General features: G+C 72.6%; 20 protein-coding genes, 1 tRNA gene and 1 pseudogene. 10 read left to right on the plus strand and 12 right to left on the minus strand.

The window, feature by feature from the left end:
- Positions 1-165: 165 nt before the first annotated feature.
- Positions 166-420 (plus strand): hypothetical protein, encoded by a 255-nt coding sequence (locus ABIA32_RS16800; protein ID WP_370095830.1) that lies wholly within the window; start codon positions 166-168, stop codon positions 418-420.
- Between the two features lie 112 nt (positions 421-532).
- On the opposite strand, the gene ABIA32_RS16805 is transcribed toward ABIA32_RS16800, so the two are convergent.
- The 4 genes from ABIA32_RS16805 to ABIA32_RS16820 form a co-directional block, all read right to left on the minus strand.
- Positions 533-609: transfer RNA gene (locus ABIA32_RS16805), tRNA-Pro, on the minus strand.
- Between the two features lie 114 nt (positions 610-723).
- On the minus strand, positions 724-2067 hold the full coding sequence (locus ABIA32_RS16810) for an MFS transporter (RefSeq protein WP_370095832.1): 1344 nt from the start codon (positions 2065-2067) through the stop codon (positions 724-726).
- Positions 2068-2178: 111 nt separating this feature from the next.
- Entirely contained in the window at positions 2179-3036 is an 858-nt protein-coding gene (gene tesB, locus ABIA32_RS16815) for an acyl-CoA thioesterase II (RefSeq protein ID WP_370095835.1), read from the minus strand.
- Between the two features lie 93 nt (positions 3037-3129).
- Positions 3130-3615 carry a PTS-dependent dihydroxyacetone kinase phosphotransferase subunit DhaM gene (locus ABIA32_RS16820; protein ID WP_370095837.1) on the minus strand — a complete coding sequence of 162 codons (486 nt, stop codon included), beginning with the start codon at positions 3613-3615 and terminating at the stop codon, positions 3130-3132.
- 99 nt (positions 3616-3714) lie between these two features.
- On the opposite strand from ABIA32_RS16820, the gene dhaK reads away from it, so the two are divergent.
- Positions 3715-4743 carry a dihydroxyacetone kinase subunit DhaK gene (gene dhaK, locus ABIA32_RS16825; protein ID WP_370095839.1) on the plus strand — a complete coding sequence of 343 codons (1029 nt, stop codon included), beginning with the start codon at positions 3715-3717 and terminating at the stop codon, positions 4741-4743.
- A 126-nt stretch (positions 4744-4869) separates the two neighbouring features.
- Positions 4870-5475, plus strand: a complete 606-nt coding sequence (gene dhaL, locus ABIA32_RS16830; protein WP_370096170.1) for a dihydroxyacetone kinase subunit DhaL — start codon at positions 4870-4872, stop codon at positions 5473-5475.
- Positions 5476-5576: 101 nt separating this feature from the next.
- On the opposite strand, the gene ABIA32_RS16835 is transcribed toward dhaL, so the two are convergent.
- Genes ABIA32_RS16835 through ABIA32_RS16845 form a run of 3 tightly spaced genes read right to left on the minus strand, consistent with a single transcriptional unit; the run spans position 5577 to position 6742 of the window.
- On the minus strand, positions 5577-5738 hold the full coding sequence (locus ABIA32_RS16835) for a hypothetical protein (RefSeq protein ID WP_370095841.1): 162 nt from the start codon (positions 5736-5738) through the stop codon (positions 5577-5579).
- 49 nt (positions 5739-5787) lie between these two features.
- Positions 5788-6270 (minus strand): hypothetical protein, encoded by a 483-nt coding sequence (locus ABIA32_RS16840; RefSeq protein WP_370095843.1) that lies wholly within the window; start codon positions 6268-6270, stop codon positions 5788-5790.
- 10 nt (positions 6271-6280) lie between these two features.
- Positions 6281-6742: a GNAT family N-acetyltransferase gene (locus ABIA32_RS16845; protein WP_370096171.1), complete on the minus strand. Its 462-nt coding sequence runs from the start codon at positions 6740-6742 to the stop codon at positions 6281-6283.
- A gap of 57 nt (positions 6743-6799) precedes the next feature.
- Between ABIA32_RS16845 and ABIA32_RS16850 the strand changes: the two genes are divergently transcribed.
- Positions 6800-7090, plus strand: coding sequence for a hypothetical protein (locus ABIA32_RS16850; protein WP_370095845.1), 291 nt, complete (start codon positions 6800-6802; stop codon positions 7088-7090).
- 6 nt (positions 7091-7096) lie between these two features.
- A pseudogene (locus tag ABIA32_RS16855) lies at positions 7097-7270 on the plus strand (putative protein N(5)-glutamine methyltransferase); the annotation flags it as partial.
- A 154-nt stretch (positions 7271-7424) separates the two neighbouring features.
- Here ABIA32_RS16855 and ABIA32_RS16860 read toward each other — a convergent pair.
- Positions 7425-8357: an LLM class F420-dependent oxidoreductase gene (locus ABIA32_RS16860; RefSeq protein ID WP_370095847.1), complete on the minus strand. Its 933-nt coding sequence runs from the start codon at positions 8355-8357 to the stop codon at positions 7425-7427.
- Positions 8358-8627: 270 nt separating this feature from the next.
- Between ABIA32_RS16860 and ABIA32_RS16865 the strand changes: the two genes are divergently transcribed.
- Entirely contained in the window at positions 8628-10664 is a 2037-nt protein-coding gene (locus tag ABIA32_RS16865) for a hypothetical protein (protein ID WP_370095849.1), read from the plus strand.
- Positions 10665-10684: 20 nt separating this feature from the next.
- Here ABIA32_RS16865 and ABIA32_RS16870 read toward each other — a convergent pair whose 3' ends face one another.
- A complete protein-coding gene (locus ABIA32_RS16870) occupies positions 10685-11224 on the minus strand; it encodes an Lrp/AsnC family transcriptional regulator (protein WP_370095852.1) in 540 nt (179 codons plus the stop codon).
- A gap of 155 nt (positions 11225-11379) precedes the next feature.
- Here ABIA32_RS16870 and ABIA32_RS16875 point away from each other — a divergent pair, with 155 nt between their 5' ends.
- From ABIA32_RS16875 to ABIA32_RS16890, 4 genes are all read left to right on the plus strand, one after another.
- Positions 11380-12609, plus strand: a complete 1230-nt coding sequence (locus ABIA32_RS16875) for a homogentisate 1,2-dioxygenase (RefSeq protein WP_370095855.1) — start codon at positions 11380-11382, stop codon at positions 12607-12609.
- Positions 12606-13472 carry a hypothetical protein gene (locus ABIA32_RS16880; protein WP_370095857.1) on the plus strand — a complete coding sequence of 289 codons (867 nt, stop codon included), beginning with the start codon at positions 12606-12608 and terminating at the stop codon, positions 13470-13472. Before ABIA32_RS16875 ends, ABIA32_RS16880 begins: the two co-directional genes overlap by 4 nt.
- A gap of 140 nt (positions 13473-13612) precedes the next feature.
- Complete coding sequence (gene fahA, locus ABIA32_RS16885) at positions 13613-14848, plus strand: fumarylacetoacetase (protein ID WP_370095859.1); 1236 nt, start codon at positions 13613-13615, stop codon at positions 14846-14848.
- 111 nt (positions 14849-14959) lie between these two features.
- Entirely contained in the window at positions 14960-15850 is an 891-nt protein-coding gene (locus ABIA32_RS16890; protein ID WP_370095861.1) for a DUF1254 domain-containing protein, read from the plus strand.
- A 42-nt stretch (positions 15851-15892) separates the two neighbouring features.
- On the opposite strand, the gene ABIA32_RS16895 is transcribed toward ABIA32_RS16890, so the two are convergent.
- From ABIA32_RS16895 to ABIA32_RS16905, 3 genes are read right to left on the minus strand one after another with little or no spacing between them, the layout of a single operon-like run.
- Positions 15893-16504 carry a TetR/AcrR family transcriptional regulator gene (locus tag ABIA32_RS16895; protein WP_370095863.1) on the minus strand — a complete coding sequence of 204 codons (612 nt, stop codon included), beginning with the start codon at positions 16502-16504 and terminating at the stop codon, positions 15893-15895.
- On the minus strand, positions 16497-17351 hold the full coding sequence (locus ABIA32_RS16900; protein ID WP_370095865.1) for a fatty acid desaturase: 855 nt from the start codon (positions 17349-17351) through the stop codon (positions 16497-16499). Before ABIA32_RS16900 ends, ABIA32_RS16895 begins: the two co-directional genes overlap by 8 nt.
- Positions 17348-18886: a phytoene desaturase family protein gene (locus tag ABIA32_RS16905; protein WP_370095867.1), complete on the minus strand. Its 1539-nt coding sequence runs from the start codon at positions 18884-18886 to the stop codon at positions 17348-17350. Before ABIA32_RS16905 ends, ABIA32_RS16900 begins: the two co-directional genes overlap by 4 nt.
- Between the last annotated feature and the right edge of the window lie 169 nt (positions 18887-19055).

Below are 19055 nucleotides of genomic sequence, written 5' to 3' on the forward strand. Positions count from 1 at the left end.
CCTCTGCTGTCTGCAACTCCAGCGGCCCGGCCGTGGTCGGAGGTGGTGGGGCGGGTGATCGTTCCTGCCTCTCACGGGCCCCGCAGGACGACACGTCCGGACTGCCCGTGACGAAGGTCGCGCGGGTCGCTGGATCGGGTCGAGTTGCTAGGCGGCCGTGCCCTGATGCTCGGGCGAGGAGCTGGAGGCGTCTCCCCGAGGCAGACCCGGGGCATCGAGCTGACCATCGTCTCCAAGACGCTGCGCCACTCGACCGTCTCGACCACGGCCAACATCTATGAGCACCTGACCCGGCCTGCCGCGCGCCAGGCCGTCAACGCCATCGCCACCGGGCTCGACCATGCCGAGAGGCGGTACGACCTCAAGCCGACCTGCGCCGCCAGGGCGGCACCGGCCAGTACGGCAAGGCAGCCTGAATGAGCATCAGATGGGATCAGCCGCTGGAACCTGCCATGACGACCACGATACGACCACCAACGGAAAAGGCCGCTCCCGCTATCCAGCGGAAACGGCCTCCGACCTGCGAAAACGCTGGTCGGGACGACAGGATTTGAACCTGCGACCCCTTGACCCCCAGTCAAGTGCGCTACCAAGCTGCGCCACGTCCCGAGACTGCTCTGCCTTGCGGCTTTGCGGTCTGTCCCCGGTCTCCCGGGCACAGGAAGAACAATACAGCACCCGGGCCCGTGCTTGTGCACTGGTTTACGTGTGGATGCGTGCAGGTCACGGCGTTGGGGCGCGGGAGTCGTAGCGGAGGAAGGAGGGGTAGCGGGCGAGGAGCAGGAGGAGGGAGGCCAGGCAGGCGAGGCCGCCGGAGGCGGCGGAGATGGAGGGGGTGGAGAGCTGGGCGACGAGGCCCGATTCGAAGTCGCCGAGGCGGGGGCCGCCGGCGACGACGACGATGAAGACGCCCTGGAGGCGGCCGCGCATGTCGTCGGGGGCGGCGGCCTGCATCATCGTGTTGCGGAAGATCATGGAGACGGTGTCCGCCGCGCCGGCGGCCGCGAGCAGCAGGAGGCCCAGCCAGAGCTGGTGGACCAGGCCGAAGCCCGCGATGGCCAGGCCCCAGGCGGTGACGGCGAGGCTGGTCGCCAGGCCCTGGCGGTGGACCCGGACGACCCAGCCGGAGAAGAGCGCACCGGCCAGCGCGCCGACCGCCGGGGCGGCGGTGAGCAGGCCGACCGTGCCCGCACCGCCGCCGTAGAGGGTGGCGGCCAGGACGGGGAAGAGTGCGCGGGGCATGCCGAACACCATGGCGGCGATGTCGGCGAGGAAGGTCATCCGCAGGTTGGGCCGGTCGCGGAGGAAGCGCAGGCCGTCCAGGACCGAGGCGCGCTTCCCCGACGCGGACGCTTCCGGGCGCATCGAGGGGAGCCGCCACATCGCGTAGAGGGAGGCCGTGAAGGCGACCGCGTCGAACAGGTAGGCGGCCTGGAAGCCCCACAGCCCGATGGCGAGCCCGCCCAGCATCGGGCCGACCGTGAGGCCGAGTGTCATCCCGACCGAGTTCAGGGCGTTCGCGGCCGGGAGCTGCTCGGGCGGGACCAGGCGCGGGATCATGGACGAGCGGGCCGGGGCGTTGAGCGCGAAGCAGACCGACTGGAGGGCGACGACCCCGTAGAGCAGGCCGACCGCGTGCAGTCCGAGCAGGGCCTGCGTGGCCAGGACCACGGAGAGAACGGCCGCGCCGCTCGCGCCGAGCAGGCCGAGGGTGCGGCGGTCCATCCGGTCCGCCATGGCTCCGCCGTACAGGCCGAAGGCGACGAGCGGCACCAGCGAGCAGAGCCCGATCAGGCCGGTCGCGAACGCGGAGCGGGTCAGCGCGTAGACCTGCACGGAGACGGCCAGCGCCGTCATCTGCTGGCCGATGCTCGAGACCGACTGGCCGAGCCAGAGCCGCCGGTAGTGCGGGTGCTCGCGCAGCGGGGTGGTGTCCGCGAGGGAGGAGCGGGCGGCCCCGCCGAGGCGGCGCAGCAGGCGCGCGGATCGCCCGGACGGCGCGGCGGTCTGGACGGGCTCCGGGCTGAGCAGCGGCTCGGGTGGATCGGACTGCTGGTCTATGTGCACGTGGCATCTTCCCCCACGCCTCCCGGAGACGGGAACGCCGCCCCCGAGTCGCCCCCGCGCCCCCGAGCCGCCCCCGAGTCGCGCCTCACGCCCCCGCGCCGCCCACGACGGTTACGCGATGCGGCGGAAGAGCCCCTCCTGCATCACGGAGACCACGAGTTGCCCGCTCCGGTCGAAGATCTGCCCGCGCGCGAGGCCGCGCCCGCCCACCGCGACGGGCGACTCCTGCTGGTACAGCAGCCACTCGTCGGCGCGGAACGGCCGGTGGAACCACATGGCGTGGTCGAGCGAGGCCATGTCGAAGTGCCGCTTACCCCAGAGCGGCTCGACCGGGATGCGGACGGAGTCCAGCAGCGTCATGTCGCTCGCGTAGGTGACCGCGCAGGTGTGGATCAGTGGGTCGTCAGGGAGGGTGCCGTTGGTGCGCAGCCAGACCGCGCTGCGCGGCTCCACGCCCTTGAGCTCCTCCTCGGTCCAGCGCAGCCGCTCGACGTAGCGCAGGTCGAAGGGCTGGCGGCGGCTGATGAACGGCGGGAGCTCGCCCAGCACCGACCCGACCTCGTCCAGCGCCGAGGGCACCGACTCCGGCGAGGGGACCTCCGGCATCGGCGTCTGGTGCTCGAAGGGGGACTCCTCGGGCAGGTGGAAGTCGGCCGTCAGCGCGAAGATCGTGCGGCCCTGCTGCACGCCGAGGACGCGGCGGGTGGTGAACGACCGGCCGTCGCGGATCCGGTCGACCTGGTAGACGATCGGGACGCCGGGCATGCCGGGACGCAGGAAGTAGGCGTGCAGCGAGTGCACCGGACGGTCGCGGTCGACGGTGCGGCCGGCCGCGATCAGCGCCTGGCCGGCGACCTGGCCGCCGAAGACACGCTGGAGCGACTCCTCGGGGCTGCGTCCGCGGAAGATGTTGACCTCGATCTGCTCGAGGTCGAGTAGGTCCACCAGCTGGTCGACGGGACTGCCCACGGAGCCCTCACTCTCTTGTTCGGCTTGCCGTGTGATGCTCGGTTCATTGTCCCAGGCGGGCGGGGCGGTGTGCCTTTCGAACGAACGGGCTGCTCAGAACTTGGGGACCGTGCGCGCCTCGCGTGCCGCCGCGGCCACGTCCGCGAGCGACGCGCCGGTCGACGCCGCGACGACGGCCGCGACGCCGCCTTCGACGAACGGAGCGTCCACCAGTTGGGCGTTGGCGCGACCCAGATCGGCGAGCACCAGCCGGGCGGTCAGCACCGAGCTGCCGAGGTCCGGCAGGAGCAGCACCCCGGCTCCGGCGTCGGCCGCCGCGACTGCGGCCTCGATCCGTTCGTAGCTGGTTCCCAGCCCGCCCTCGGCCGTGCCGTCCTCCGAGCCGCCCGCCGTCTCGACGCGGACGAGTCCGCCGCCCAGCGGGTCGAGCAGCTCGCGCAGACCGGCGGCGAGTTTCGAGCTGTGCGAGACGAGGACCAGTCCGACGAGTCTGCGGGCTTCTTCGCTCCTCCTGACCGATTCTTCGTTCGAAGACAGAACTCGGACACGATCGGTGGGCGCGTTGCTGCTCTCGGTCATGCCGCGATGCTAGATTCGCGGCTCGTCGATGTCGAAGCCGGGTCGTGCGTGTTCGACGTGTCCGACATGTCCCGGTCCCCGCGTTCCCGGAGGTTCGTCGTGAAGAAGTTCCTCAATTCCGCCGAGTCCTTCGTCGCGGACAGCCTTGCCGGGCTGGCTGCCGCACATCCCGCGCTGCGCGTCCAGGCGGAGGGGCCGGACGGGCCGTTCGTCGCGCGGCGCGCCGCGACCCAACCGGGCAAGGTCGCGCTGGTCTCGGGCGGCGGCTACGGGCACGAGCCGCTGCACGGCGGGTTCGTCGGCGTCGGCATGCTGGACGCGGCCTGCCCGGGGGAGGTCTTCACCTCGCCCGTGCCCGGCCAGATTCTCGCCGCCGCTCAGGCGGTCGACGGCGGCGCGGGGGTCGTCTTCGTCGTCAAGAACTACACCGGCGACGTGCTCAACTTCCAGATGGCCGCGGAGCTCGCGGCGGAGGACACCGGGGTCGCCGTCGAGACGGTCCTCGTCGACGACGACGTCGCGGTCCGCGACTCCACCTGGACGGCGGGCCGACGTGGCACAGGGGCCACGGTCTTCGTCGAGAAGATCGCCGGCGCGCTGGCGGAGCGCGGTGAGAGCCTCGCGGACGTCGCCGACATGGGACGCCGGGTCAACGCCAACTCCCGCTCCTTCGCAGTGGCGCTGACGGCGTGCACGACGCCGGCGAACGGCAAGCCCGGCTTCCTGCTGCCCGAGGACGAGATGGAGGTCGGCGTCGGCATCCACGGCGAGCCGGGCCGCAGCCGCGAGAAGCTCGCCTCCGCGCGGGAGGTCGCGGCGCTGGCGCTGGACGCGATCCTGGCCGAGCCGCTGTTCGGCGCGCAGGGGGAGAGGCAGGACGGCGTGGAGGTGATCGCGATGGTCAGCGGGCTGGGCGCGACGCCGCTCTCCGAGCTGTACATCCTCTTCCACGAAGCCTCGCGACTGCTCGCCGAGCGGGACATCAGCATCGTGCGCAGCCTGGTCGGCAACTACGTCACCAGCCTCGACATGGCGGGCGCCTCGTTCACCCTGTGCCGGGCCGACGACGAACTGTTGGAACTGTGGGACGCGCCTGTGAACACGCCCGCGCTTCGCTGGGGCCTGTGAGTCGAGTTGACCATGCATCAAACCGGGGGAAAGGATGCGAGTGTGAACACGAACGATCACGGGGGAGCCGGCGGCAGCGCCGGAACGGGGCTGGACACGCTGGACGTGGCGGCCGGACAGGACTGGATGACGGCGGTAGCAGCGACCGTCTCCGCTCACAAGGACGAACTCACCGAGCTGGACGCGGCGATCGGCGACGCCGACCACGGAGCGAACCTGCAGCGCGGGTTCACAGCGGTGACGGCCGCGCTGAGCGGGGGATTCGAGCCGGAGACGGTCGGCCAGCTGCTGACCAAGGTCGGCATGACGCTGATCTCCAGCGTCGGCGGCGCGTCGGGACCGCTCTTCGGGTCGGCGTTCCGCGCCATGGGTAAACAGTTGGCCACGCCGGAGGCGGACGCCGACCAGCTGGCGCTCGCGCTGCGCGCGGGGCTCGACTCGGTCCGGGCGCTCGGCGCGGCGGCAGCGGGGGACAAGACGATGGTCGACGCGCTGACCCCGGCGGTGAAGGCGTTCGACGACGCGGTCGCAGCGGGCCTCGGCCTCGTCGTGGCCGCGCGGGCCGCGGCCGACGCGGCGGACGAGGGTGCGCGGGCGACCGTCCCCATGCAGGCCCGCAAGGGCCGCGCCTCCTACCTGGGCGAACGCAGCATCGGCCACCAGGACCCGGGCGCGACCTCCACGGCGCTGATCTTCGCCGCCCTCGCGGAGACCACCGCTCGCGCACGCTGACGCCGGATACCGGCGTCGTTGGGCTGAAGGGCAACGAGGGCCTGGGCGTGACGATCCTCAGCTGTGAATACCAAGATCGGTAAATGTCACGCGTGAAGCATTTACCGATCTTGGTTCGTGTGCGCCCCGACCTCTTCGGCCTGCGGAACCGCGCAGCCGTCCGGGCCGCAGGCCGGCGCGCCGCCGGTGGGTGCGGGCAGGCCCGGCAGCTGCAGGAGCTGGATGAGGGGTGCGGGCGCGGAGGGGAGGTCGTCGTCATTCATGCTCGGGACAACCGCCCCGCCGCGACGTTGATTCCTCGGCGGCAGGGCGTCAGTGGCCCAGAGTGGATCCGGGGCGAACGATCATGATGATCGTCACCGCGGCCCAGAGCAGGTTGAAGATGCCCGTGAACATGGCCAGCTGCTTGGTGTCCTTCACGCCCACCTCGCGGCCGCCCGCGCCCTCGCCGGTCAACAGCTCCGTCTGGCGCGGCAGCACCAGCGCCGCCAGCAGTACCGCGGCGAGCCCGGTCAGCACGATCGAGACGATCACCCAGGTCTGGCCGGTGACCTTCATGACCCCTGCCGCCGCGAAGCCGAACAGCGGCACGGCCAGCCCGACCAGGGCGTAGACCTTGCAGATACGGTTCAGCACGCCGAGCGTCGCCAGGTCTGCCGAGCGGTCGGTCCCGGCATCGCCGGAGGAGCTGAGCGCCTTGCGGGCCAGGGGCGGGAACATGCTGGCGGCGATCGCGACTGGGCCGATGGCCACGATCACGGCGAGGATGTGGAGGATCAGGAAGAGCTTCGTCACGGCCCAGAGTCTAGGAGGGTGCCTCGGCGGCCTCGGCGGGCGGATTGAAGATGATCATGAGGCGGCCCTCGTCGGGCACCGTCTGGAAGCCGGCGCGGGCGTAGACCTCGTGCGCGTCCACGGTGGCCAGCATCAACCGCTTCAGGTGATAGGGCGCGAGTTCCGCGACCACCGCTTCGGCGAGCCAGGTTCCGATGCCCTTGCCGCGCACCTCGGGCGCGACGTAGACGTCGCAGAGCCAACCGAAGGTGGCGTAGTCGGTGACGACCCGGGCGAAGGCCAGTTGCTCGCCGCCTGCCGCGTCCGGCGAGTAGACGCCGAAGACGAGTGAGTTCGCGATCGAGAGCGCGGTGGTCTCGCGGCTCCGGCCCAGGGCCCAGAAGGCGTCGGTGGAGAGCCAGGTGTGGACGCGCGCGAGGTCGATGCGGGCGGGGTCGGTGTCCAGGGTGAGGCCGTCGGCCCGAGTGATCATCACGGGAATGCAGCGTAGAGCGGGACGCGCGGGAGCGCCGCCGAATATTGTCGCTGCATGGACCCCATGGACAAGGTGACGGTGGAGCAGCGCCTGGCTGCGATCGAGGCGAAGCTGGACGCCGTGCTGGCCCGGCTCGGGCCGGTCGAGGACGGCGGGGCAGCGCGGGTGGAGCGGGCGGCGCACTCGGCGGCAGTGGAGTTCGCGGACGTCGTGGAGCTGGTGCGCGCCGGCAAGCTGATCCAGGCGATCAAGGTCTACCGCACGCGCACCGGCGCGGGATTGCGGGAGGCCAAGGAGGTGGTCGACCGCATCGCCGGAGAGCAACGGGCCCGGCACGGGTACTGAGGGCCCGTCGATCCCGGGGTCTTCGTGCCGCGTCCGCGCACGGAGTTCCTGGTGCAGCAGGCCACGGCGCTGGCCCGGCCCGGTGCGGCGATGGTGATGGACCTCTGTTGCGGCTCCGGCACGCTGGGCAGGGCGCCGGCCGACCGTCTCGGCGGGCCCGGGCGGCCGGTGGAACTGCACGTTGGCAGGGGACTTCGCCTGCGCAGTCCGGGCACGCGCGAGGTGATGATCACCGCCGGGCAGTTCGCCGCCGCGCTCGGGGCCGCCGGGCGATCCGGCGCGGTGGCCCCGGCGCAGCGGCCGGCCTGACCCCGCGCCGGCCGCGCCGGTGGCGTCAGGCGCCGGCGGCGCGGGCCGCGGCGTGGAAGTCCGCAGCGAGGTCGATGAGCTCCTTCGCGCCCGCCGCGCTGCCCTGGAGGTCGAGCAGGAGCTCGTGCATGCCGGCCTCGGCGGAGGTCACCACGTCGGCGACGATCTGCTCACGGCTGCCGGTGTACGGCTGGCGGCCCGTCTCCGGGAGGGCCTGCGGGGTGATCTGGACGTTCGCCCGGCCCGAGATCCGCAGCGCGGAGGCGTCGCGGCCGTATCCCTCCGCCGCCTCGCGGACGCCCGCCCAGACGGCGGGCAGCTTGTCGAGGGGGACCCCCACCGGCAGCCAGCCGTCCGCGCGGCGGGCGACGCGGGCCAGTGCCTTCGGGCTGCTGCCCGCCAGCAGAACCGGTATCGGACGGGCCGGCTTCGGGCCGACCACCGACGGCTCGACCGTCGACCACGTGCCCTGGTAGGAGACCGGGTCGGGGCCCCAGACCGCCGCCAGGACGTCCAGCAGCTCGTCCAACTGCCTGCCGCGCTCGGCGAAGGGAGCGACGCTCGCGGCGGCGAACTCGTCGTGGGACCAGCCCGTGCCGAAGCCGGCCAGCACCCGGCCGCCCGTCGCCGCGTCGAGCGTCGCGAGTTGCTTGGCGAGCTGGAACGGCACGTGCAGGGAGGCGATCAGCACGCTGCTGCCGAGTTCGACGCGCTCGGTCACCGCGCCCGCCGTCGCCAGCGTCATCAGCGGCTCGGCGACCCCCCGGTAGAAATCGGGCCAGGGCAGACCGGGCACACCGTAGAGCCCCTGAGTCGGCTCGGTGGGCACCAGCAGGCGTTCGAAGACCCAGAGGCTGTCGTAGCCGATCTCCTCCGCCGCGCGGGCGACCGCCGCCACATCCTTGCCCGGCGTGTACTGGCGGAACTGCGGCAGGCCGAGGCCGAGGCGCATCGTCATGGTCGATCCCCTCAAAGATGTGCACATCGAATGACTCCGCAGCGTACAAGGCCGTACACGGAGCCATGTATTCCTTTGCGGGAACCGGCACTTCGGACGAATCGCACCGGCCCCGGCGCGCCGCGCGGCCCGCGCGACCACGGGACGGACGGCTTGCGAACGCTCGGTGAACAGTGCCCGGGACCCCTCCCACAGGTCTGGACCGATGGGTCAGGATCACGCCGACTCCCCGTCAGCTCCCGTAGCACCCAGCCCCTGGAAGGGACCCCCATGCCTCGTCGTCGTCGGATCACGACGGCCTGCGCCATCGGCGTCGTCGGCCTCGCCGCGACCGCCGCCGTGCTCGGCCAGGCGTTCGGTGCGGACGCCCGGCCCGCGCACCACGGTGGAACGCTGAGCTACAGCGTCGGCACGCCCGTTGTCGCCAAGGTCAAGGGCGGCCCGTGGACCCTGGCCCAGGGCGACCTGACGGCTGGTCAGTCCTACGGCCTCAGCCTGCCGACCTACGCGACCGGCGGCGCCGGCACGATCACCGTCGGCGGCGTGACCTACCCGAACCTCGCCGTCGACCCCGCCGCCTCCGGTGCGGTCCCGGCCGCCAGCGGCGTCACCGGCACGCCGGGCCCGCTGACCGGCTACTGCGCGAGCGGCGGCCCGACGCCGGAGACCGGTGCGGTCGTGCGGCAGTCCCAGCACACCACGCTGCCGATGCAGCCGTACTACTTCCCCTTCGTGACCAGCACGAACGGCGGCGACACCCTCACCGGCCTGTTCGACTACTGGCCCAAGGACGGCGACGAGGCGGTCGTCTCCGCCGTCTCCAAGGACCACGGCCGCACCTGGAAGTACACGGGCGAGGCGCTGGAGCAGAACGCGGGCCTCTGCCCGAACGGCAACACCAACGACGACGGCCAGGGCCACGCCTTCGTGCTCAAGGTCCACGGCAAGCAGTACCTCTACACGTTGAACCGCCCGACCGGCGACCGCCTCGGCGTCGACCTGATCGTGCATACGCTGACCCCGAAGGGCGACAACCCGCTCGCCGGCCTGCCCGCCGCCGAGCCGGTCGGCCAGGGCGGCAGCACCGCCGCCACGGCGGCCGTGGACGTCCCGGCCGGCCCCGGCGGCGCGGGCGTGACGATCCAGGTCGGCAGCACGGCCGCGTTCGAGCAGCCCGGCCACTTCACCGTCGACGGCCACGTCGTCGACTGCAACGACAACACAGCCACTGCGACCGCCTTCACCGGTTGCACGACCCGCGACGCGGCGGGCGTGCACGTCGCCGCGGGCGACGCCGTCACCGCCGACGCGATCATCCCGGCCGGGGCCGACCGGACGAGCGGCCTGATCGCCCCCGACGGCATCATCAGCACCGTCCCGCACCTGGCGGGCGCGCCCGCGGGCAGCGTGGGCGTCCTCTACACCGAGAAGATCGTCAACTACTACACGCCCACAGTCACGACGGCCGCGGTCACCCTGCCCGCCGCCACGCTGCCCGTCGGCAGTACCGCGCAGCTGCAGCGGACCGGCGGTTCGATCACCGTGAGCCTCGGCACCGCGGCCGGGATCGTCCAGGTGACCTGCACCGGCCAGGATGCCACCGACCTGACCGGCTGCTCCGGCGGCACCGGCACGGTCGCCTCCGGCAGCAGCGTCGGCGCGCCGGGTGCGGCGGTCGCGCCGTACGCGACGCTGGCCAAGATCGGTGAGGGCAAGAACAAGGCCAAGTCGCTGTTCGGCAACAACGAGGACTACACGGCCGTCCGCGCCGCCTACACGACCGACGGCCTGCACTTCACCGACCTCGGCCAGATCTCCGGCCTGGGCGACCCGACCTCCAACAGCGACAGCGTGCTGCGCTGGATCGGCTCGCGCGGCACCGTCATCACCAACCCCGACGGCAGCCTCGGCCTCTTCCTCTCCGGCGCGTACGCCTCGGACGGCGACAGCGACGCGTTCAACCAGATCTTCTACGCGTCCTCGCGGGACGGCATCAACTGGACCGCGCCGCAGAAGCTGATCGGCACCGACTACAGCTTCGCCGCGCTCGGGCAGCTGAACGCGAACGGCGGCGCGCTCGGCATCTCCGGCTACTACTCGGGCCGCGTCTACGACCCGACCGTCGTCCAGAACGAGGACGGCTCGCTGACCATGCTCTTCGCGGGCTACTCGACCCCGAAGCCGCTGCCGGCCGTCGGCACGACGCTGGGCACGAACCCGGCCGCGCTCTACACCGTCGGCGCGGCGCAGCCGGCCGAGTACCGCACCATCATCACCGTGACGCTCCGCCCGCACTGGAACGACTGACCTGCCCGTCAGCCGTTCCCTCACGCGCCCGAGTCGCGCTCCGGCCGCTGCCCAGCGGTGGTCGGCACGCGGCTCGGGCGCGGCCGTTCCTCCGCCTCCAGCAGCGGCAGGTAGCGCGGGGCGACCACCTGCGAGAGCGCGATAACGCTGGTCGACCGCCCCACCCCGGGAATCCTGCTGATCTCGATCAGCGTCTGTTGCAGCCCGTCGTGCGAGGTGGCCCCGACACGGCAGATCACGTCGCTGGCGCCGGTGGTGCCGTACGCCTCCAGTACGCCGGGGACCTTCGACAGCTCCAGTGCGAGCTCGTCCAGGCCGCCCTGGTTGATTTCCAGGTTCACGAAGGCCAGCACCGGGAAGCCCGCCGCCGCCAGATCGACGTCCGGACCGTGGCCGGTGATCACCCCATCGGCCTCCAGTCGCTGGATCCGGGCCTGGACTGTGGCCCGGGAGACACCGGTCAGCCGGGACAGCTCCAGGAACCCGGCACGCGGATGGTCGGCCAGCGCGCGGATCAGCAGCACGTCCAGCTGGTCCGGTTTTCTGCGCTGTGCTTCCATCTGAGGGCCTCTCCTCGGGGGTCCAGCTTGGCAGATTGCGCAGCTCGACGGCCGGACATTGTCAGCGAGCGAAGCTAGGCCCTGTACTGCTGATCGTCAATACTGGTCGTGTCAGGTTGCCAGGACCAGCACAAGCAGCCCGGGAGGCGACGAAGGTGGCCTACTACCGCAGCGTGGGCGCGATCCCGCCCAAGCGGCACACGCAGCACCGTGCGGCGGACGGCTCGCTGCACTACGAGGAGCTGATGGGGGAGGAGGGCTTCTCCTCCGACTCTTCGCTGCTCTACCACCGCGCGATTCCCTCCGCGATGGTCGACAGCCGGGTGTGGCGCGTCGACGAGGGCAAGCCGGAGGCGAACCACCCGCTCAAGCCCTTCCACTTCAAGCTGCACGAGCTCTTCCCCGGCGCGTCCTGGCGGCAGGCCGACCCGGTCCGCGACCGCCGGGTGATCCTGGCCAACGCGGACCTGCGGATCGCCTACGTCGCCGCCGGGCTGCCGTCCCCCCTCTACCGCAACGGGATAGGGGACGAGTGCGTCTACGTGGAGTCCGGCAGCGGCGTGCTGGAGAGCGTCTTCGGCAGCATCGAGGTGCACCAGGGCGACTACGTGGTCATCCCGCGCGCCACCACGCACCGCTGGCTGCCCACCGGTGACGCCCCGCTGCGGCTCTACGCGATCGAGGCGAACAGCCACATCACCCCGGCGAAGCGCTACCTGTCCAAGTTCGGGCAGCTGCTGGAGCACGCCCCCTTCTGTGAGCGCGACCTGCGCGGCCCGGTGGGCCCGCTGCTCGTGGAGGACGACGGCGACGTCGAGGTCTACGTCAAGCACCGCGTCGGCGGCGGGATCGGCGGCTCGGTCTTCGTGCTGCCGACGCACCCCTTCGACGTGGTCGGCTGGGACGGCTGCCTCTACCCCTACGCCTTCAACATCGCGGACTACGAGCCGATCACCGGCCGGATCCACCAGCCGCCGCCCGCGCACCAGGTCTTCGAGGGCAACAACTTCGTCATCTGCAACTTCGTGCCCCGCAAGGTCGATTACCACCCGCTGTCGATCCCGGTGCCGTACTACCACTCCAACGTGGACAGCGACGAGGTCATGTTCTACTGCGGCGGGAACTACGAGGCCCGCAAGGGCTCCGGCATCGGCCAGGGCAGCGTCTCGCTGCACCCCGGCGGCCACACGCACGGCCCGCAGCCCGGCGCGTACGAGCGCAGCATCGGCGCGGAGTTCTTCGACGAGCTGGCGGTCATGGTCGACACCTTCCGTCCGCTCGAACTCGCCGAGGGCGGCCGGGCCACGGACGACGGCCGCTACGCCTGGAGCTGGAGCGGACGCGGTCCGCAGGACGGCACGGCGGCGGAGGGGTCGGCGGAGTGAGGCCCATTCACTCGGTTCCCCTGCTCTTCGCGGGCCTGTGCGACGACGCGGCGCTGTTCCCGCCCGGCAACGCGCCGGTCGTGGACGCCGTCCCGGCGCACCGGGCCCACCTGCGCGCCTGGTACGCGCCGCTGGTCGGGCCGTTCCTGCTCGGCGCGGACCGGGTCGCCGAGGTCGGCGCGGCAGCGGAGGAGGTGTCCGCCCAGGGGCTGCTGGATGTCGTGCTCGTCGTCCGCTCCGGACCGGCCGCGCTGGCGGCCGCGATCGCCGAGGTCGCCAAGTGGCCGGGACTGCACCTGGTCGGCGTCGAGTTGGGGCCGGACGCGGAGGGCAGCCCCGCCGAGGCGGCGGCCCGCGGCTGCGCGGCGCTGGACCGCGAGCTGCCCGGCCAGCACGTCAGCGGCGCGGTCGAGCTGCGACGCGGCCCGGGTCTGGAGCTGACCCTGGACGTCGTCGCCGCCTCGCCCTACCGGGCCAAGTACCGCACCGGCGGCCTGGAGCCGCAGGCGTTCCCCGACGCGGACGAGCTGGCGGCGTTCGTCACCGGCTGCGCGGCGCGCGAGGTGGCGTTCAAGTGCACCGCCGGCCTGCACCACGCCGTCCGGCACACCGACCCGGCGACCGGCTTCACCCACCACGGCTTCCTCAACATCCTGCTCGCGACCCACTTCGCGGTGCAGGGTGCGGACGCCGTGGCCGTCGCCGAGGTCCTGGCCGACCACGGCAGCGAGGGCCTGGCGGCGGTGGCGGCGGACCTGACGCCTGACCAGGCCGCCGCGGCGCGCAGGGCTTTCACCGCGTACGGGACGTGCAGCATCCTCGAACCGCTGGAAGACCTGACGGTCCTCGGCCTGCTTCCGTAACGGCGGGCCGGGCCGCGGAGGGCGAATCTGTCCCGATTTCCATGACAGCGTCAACGCCGCATTGACGCTGTCCCGAAAAACGGGACAGGTTCGCCCCCGCGGCCCCGATCCGCCACCGACCCCTCTGCTCTGGAGTTCGCGTGACCACCGCATCCTGGCTGGACCTCCCCTCCGACTCGCCGTTCGGCCTGCACAACCTCCCCTACGGCGTCTTCACCACCCCCGGTGACGAGCGCCGCAGGATCGGCGTGGCGGTCGGCGACCAGGTTCTCGACCCCGGAGCAGTGGCCGCGGAGCTCGGTCTCGACGCGGAACTGGTGACGCTCCTGGCGGCGCGCAGCCTCAACCCGCTGCTGGCCGCCGGGCGTCCGACCTGGACCCTGGTCCGCGCGCAGCTCACCGCATGGCTGACCGACCCGGCGTTCCGCGCCGCCGTCGAGCCGCACCTCACGCCGCGCGCCGAGGTCGCCCTGCACCTGCCCTTCGAGGTCGGGGACTACGTCGACTTCTACGCCTCCGAGCACCACGCCACCAACCTGGGCCACCTGTTCCGGCCCGGCTCCGAGCCGCTCACTCCCAACTGGAAGCACCTGCCCATCGGTTACCACGGCCGCTCCGGCACGGTCGTCGTCTCCGGCACGCCGGTCGTCCGCCCGCAGGGCCAGCGCAAGGCACCGGCCGACGCCGCGCCCAGCTTCGGGCCGAGCCGCAGGCTGGACATCGAGGCCGAGGTGGGCTTCGTCGTCGGCGCGCCCTCCGAGCTCGGCACTGCTGTGCCGCTGGCCGACTTCGCCGAGCACGTGTTCGGCGTCTGCCTGGTCAACGACTGGTCCGCGCGTGACATCCAGGCCTGGGAGTATGTGCCGCTCGGCCCGTTCCTCGGCAAGTCCTTCGCGACCTCCGTCTCCCCGTGGGTGGTCCCGCTCGACGCGCTCGCCCACGCCCGCGTCGCCCCGCCCGCGCGCGACGTCGAGCCGCTGCCCTACCTGGACGACCGTGACGACAAGGAGCCGTGGGGCCTCGACATCGCGCTCGAGGTCCGGCTCAACGGCACCGTCGTCTCCCGGCCGCCGTTCGCCGCCATGTATTGGACCGCCGCCCAGCAGCTCGCCCACATGACGGTCAACGGCGCGAGCGTCCGGCCCGGCGACCTGTTCGCCTCCGGCACGGTCAGCGGTCCGGAACGGGGCACCGAGGGCGCGCTCATCGAGCTCACCTGGAACGGCGAGCGCCCGACCACCCTGGCCGACGGCACCACCCGGGCCTTCGTGGAGGACGGCGACGAGGTCGTGATCACGGCCACCGCGCCGGGCCCGGACGGCACGGTCATCGGTTTCGGCGAGGTCGCCGGCCGGGTCCTACCCGCGCGGGCCTGAGGCGCGCGGGGGAACGTGCGGCCACCCTGGTGGCCTCCCCCGGGTGGCGCAACGGCCCCGTCTGGACCACCCTCGGGAGTGAGGAGGCCAGCACGGCAGGAAGAGGCGCAGATGGCATTCCCGCCCGTCGAGGAGATCCGCCGTACCGCCGCCGAGGGGTGGATCTGGGGCTATGCCCTGCTGGAGAACTACCGCGCGCTCTACCGGCAGGTCGTCGAGGGCGCGGGATTCGGCGTGTTCCAGCACGAGACCGCGCCGAGCGGTCCGGGCGGACCCCCCTCCGCGTGGGCGTGGCTGGACCTGCGCACCGAGCCGTGGGTGCTGAGCGTCCCCGAGACCGGGCGCCCCTACGTACTGGCCGCGCAGGACCTGGACACCAGCTACATCGGCTTCGTCGGCTCCCGCAGCACGGGCGGCGCGGCGGGGAACCATCTGCTCGTCGGCCCCGGCCGACAGGAGCGGATCCCCGACGGCGTCACGGACGTCATCCGCGCCGACACCACGCTGGTCGGCATGACCGGCCGCACCGCACCCGTCGAGGCGGGCTCGGAGGCCGAGTTCGCCGCGTTCCGTCGCGGCTTCCGGCTCCGCCCGCTCAGCGACTACCTCGGTCGCAGCACGCCCGAGCCCGCGCCGGAGCCGGCCTGGCCGGTGTGGCGGGAGGAGGTGCTGGACACCGTCGAGTTCTTCACCGTCCTCGACTTCCTGCTCGGCTTCTGCCCGGTACTGCCGCTGGAGGCAGTCCTCCGCGAGCGCCTCGCCGCGCTCGGCGTGGGCACAGGAACGGCCGAGTTCGAGCCCGGCGACCTGCCCGCGGACGCGGACATGGCCATCGAGCACGGCATCGCCGACGCCCGCGAACGCCTCGCCGCAGCGAAGGTCTCCTCGGGCCCGGAAGCCGTCCTCTTCGGCACCCGCGCGGAACTCGCGGGCGACCACCTCTCCCGCGCCCTCGGCGCCTCCCTGGGCCTCCACACGCTGCCCGCCTACGCCTGGTTCTGAGCCGGTCGCGGCGGTCGCGGTGGTCGCGCCGGGGGAGAGCGGTCAGAGCGGTCGGGACGTGTGACGGTTGCGGCGCACGCGCGGGATCCGGTCGAAGACGGTGGCCAACCGCGCCGCCTGGTCGAAGAGTTCGGTCGGGCGGCTGCGGTCCTGGTCCAGGTGGGTGAGGGTCTCCATACCGAGGTAGAAGGCCACCGCCGCGCGGGCGGCGACCGGTACACGGACCACCGAGGCGAGGGGCTTGCCGCGTAGCAGTGTGGTCAGCAGGTCCTCGGCGAGTACTTCCCAGTGGCGGGTCTCCGTCGCGAGCTGCTCGGCCAGGCGGGTGCCGGGGCGGGCGCCCGCGTAGATCTCCTGAACGGCGGCGACGTGGCCGGAGTCGGAGTCCTCCTGGTAGAGCGCGCGCAGCGCGGTGACCGCCGGGCGGGCCTTGTCGACGCCCTCCAGCACCTCGCGGTAGCGCCGCACCCGCGCGGTGCAGGTGTGGGTGAGTGCGGCGACCAACAGGTCGTCCAGATCGGTGAAGTGGTAGTAGATCACCCCCGGCGCGAAGCCGCCGCGCTGCGCTATCGCGCGCGCGGTGGTGCCGCTGTAGCCGTGGGCGACCAGGCTGGCCAGGGCGGCGTCGATGACGCGGCTGCGCGTGTCAGACAACGCGCACCGGCCGGACGCCGTGCGAGCGGAGGTAGCCGTCCAGGCGGCGGGAGAGCTCCGGGAGGTGATGGCTGGGGACCTGCGGGTAGAGGTGGTGCTCCAGGTGATAGGTCAGCTCCAGGAACAGCGCCGGCAGCAGGCGTCCGCGGAGCGTCCGGGTCTGCGTCAACGGTGAGTCGCCGTAGCCGTGATGGGGCAGATGCACCGTCAGCAACGGGTAGACCCAGCTCCCGACGATCGCCAGCACCGCGTAGATCAGCACACCGGGAGTGTAGGGCCGGAGCCAGACGCCCGCCCCGAGCACGGCGAACGGCGCCGCCGCCTCGGCGAGCAGCCAGCGCCGCGCCGGTCCCCCGGGCGCGCGGCGGAAGGCCCACCACCACAGCCGTGGCAGGAAGACCGGTCCGTAGCAGACCGCCCGGAGGAAGCCCAGGTCGGCGGGACGGCCCTCGGGGTCGTCCGGATGCGGGAAGATCCGGTGATGCTGGCTGTGTGAGGCCCGATAGGCGTGCCCGCTCTCCAGCAGCACGAGTCCGAGGGCGAACAGGGCCAGGTCCGAGCCCCGCCGGGACAGTCCGAGCGCGCGGTGCACCACGTCGTGGGTCGCCGTCACGACCGAGACGAAGGCGCCGAACATCAGCAACGGGGTCGCCCACCACCAGCCCGCCCAGGCGGCCGCGGCGAAGCCGGCGACGGCCGCGCAGGGGCGTCCGAGCGCGAGCGCGCGGCGTGCGGGGGAGGTCAGCAGCAGATCCGCGCCGAGGTCCGCCAGGCTCGGTGCGTCGGCGGGTCGGCCGCGGGTCGTCGGCGCCTGCGGCGGTGCCTGCTCCGGGGGCCGGGGCGTCATCGTCGGAAGCCCTTCTCGCTCAGCATCCCCGCCGCGACGATGCGGCTGCCCAGGACGCAGGCGACCGTGCCGAGCCCCGGCCAGGTGGAGTCGCCGACGAGCCACAGCCCGCTTCCGCGCCCCGCGAGGTCGTGCGGGACCGCGTGCTGGTTGGTGTTGCCCAGGCGTTGGCGCGGCCCGCCGACCGCGCCGAGTGGGCGGAAGGCGAAATGCTCGTAGCTGCGCGGGGTTCCGGCCTGGGTGATGACGGCGTGCTCGCCCAGGCGTGGGTAGGCGCGGCGTGCCTGGTGGATCAGGCGCTCGGTGATCTCCTTCTTGCGCTGCTGGTACTCGCCCTCCGGCAGGCCCTGCCAGGCGCCGAGTTCGGTGTGGGTGGAGATCATGACCGCACGGTGTCCGGGAGGGGCGCTGAGCGTGTCGCCGGGGGCGGAGACGGAGACGAACATGTTGTTGCCCTCTCCCAGAGGTCCGTTGTAGCTGTGCATGAGTTGGTGATGCGTCAATTCCTGGTCGGCCACCTCGTCCTCCGGCACGCCGAGCAGCACCACGCAGGCGCCGCCCATCGCGTCCGCGTCCCGCCGCAGGAACGGGCGCAGCCTTGCCGTTACCGGCAGCGTCGCGCAGATCCGCGCCGTGGCCGACGCCGGGATCGCGCAGACGACGCGCCGGGCCGCGATCGTGCCGCGGCGCGTCGTCAGCGAGTACCGGTCCGGGCCACCGTCCACCCCCGTGACGGCGGACGCGAACCGCAACTGGCCGCCGAGTGCCCGGTAGTGGGACACCAGGGCGCGCCAGAAGCCGTGCATCCCGCCCGCGTGCCGGCTCAGCCCGGCGCCGCGGATGGTGACGCCGAGTGCGGCGTTGATCAGTGGGGCGTCGTCGAGACGCGTGTGCACGGTGTCCTCGACGAGCATGCCGAGCAGCCCGGTCAGCGGCAGGTCGCCGCGCAGTCCGTGCTGTCGCAGGGCGTCGCCCAGCGTCCAGCGCAGATAGCGGGCGAGCGGCAGTCCGGCCGCGCCGATCGCGCGGGCGTCCTGCACGGCGGCTGCCGGTCCGCGCACGGGCAGCCGCACGCCGGCCCGGCTGGCCTGCCAGAAGATCTCGGCGAGCCGGTCGAGCAGCGCCCAGAAGCGGCGGTGGCGCTCGCTCTCGCCGAGCACCCGCAGCCGTTCGGCGTGCCAACGGTCCGGGTCGCGGTGGAGCACGAGCTCGCGGTCGGGCAGGAAGGCGCGGTAGCCGGGCAGCGGCTCCGCGTCGAGTGGGCCGAGCCCGACGCTGTCGAGCAGCTCCGCGCCCACGCCGCCCGCCTCGAAGTCGACCAGCGTGGTGGCCCCGACATCGAAGGAGAATCCGCGCTTGCGGTAGTAGCCGGCGCAGCCGCCCGCGTGGCCGTGCGCCTCCAGCACGACGGTCGACAGCCCGGCCGCCTGGAGGCGGAGCGCGGTCGCCATCCCTGCCATGCCCGCGCCGACGACGGCGACGTCGAAGGCGGAGCCGAGGGTGGGTCGGTCGTTCTGAACAAGCGTTCTGAACATGTGTACAGAGTCATGGGTGGAGCGATGCACGGTCAATGACTTTGCGTCAGATAGCGCGCGCCCTTCCGCTTGCGGGCCGGTGTGGACGCGGGCAGGCTGCGGTCAGCCCCTCCCGGGTTGGTGGTCTCAACGCGGGGAAGTGGCGCCGCCGCGGCAGTCCGCGCCTTCC

Source organism: Streptacidiphilus sp. MAP12-20 (genome assembly GCF_041262525.1).
Taxonomy (GTDB): domain Bacteria; phylum Actinomycetota; class Actinomycetes; order Streptomycetales; family Streptomycetaceae; genus Streptacidiphilus.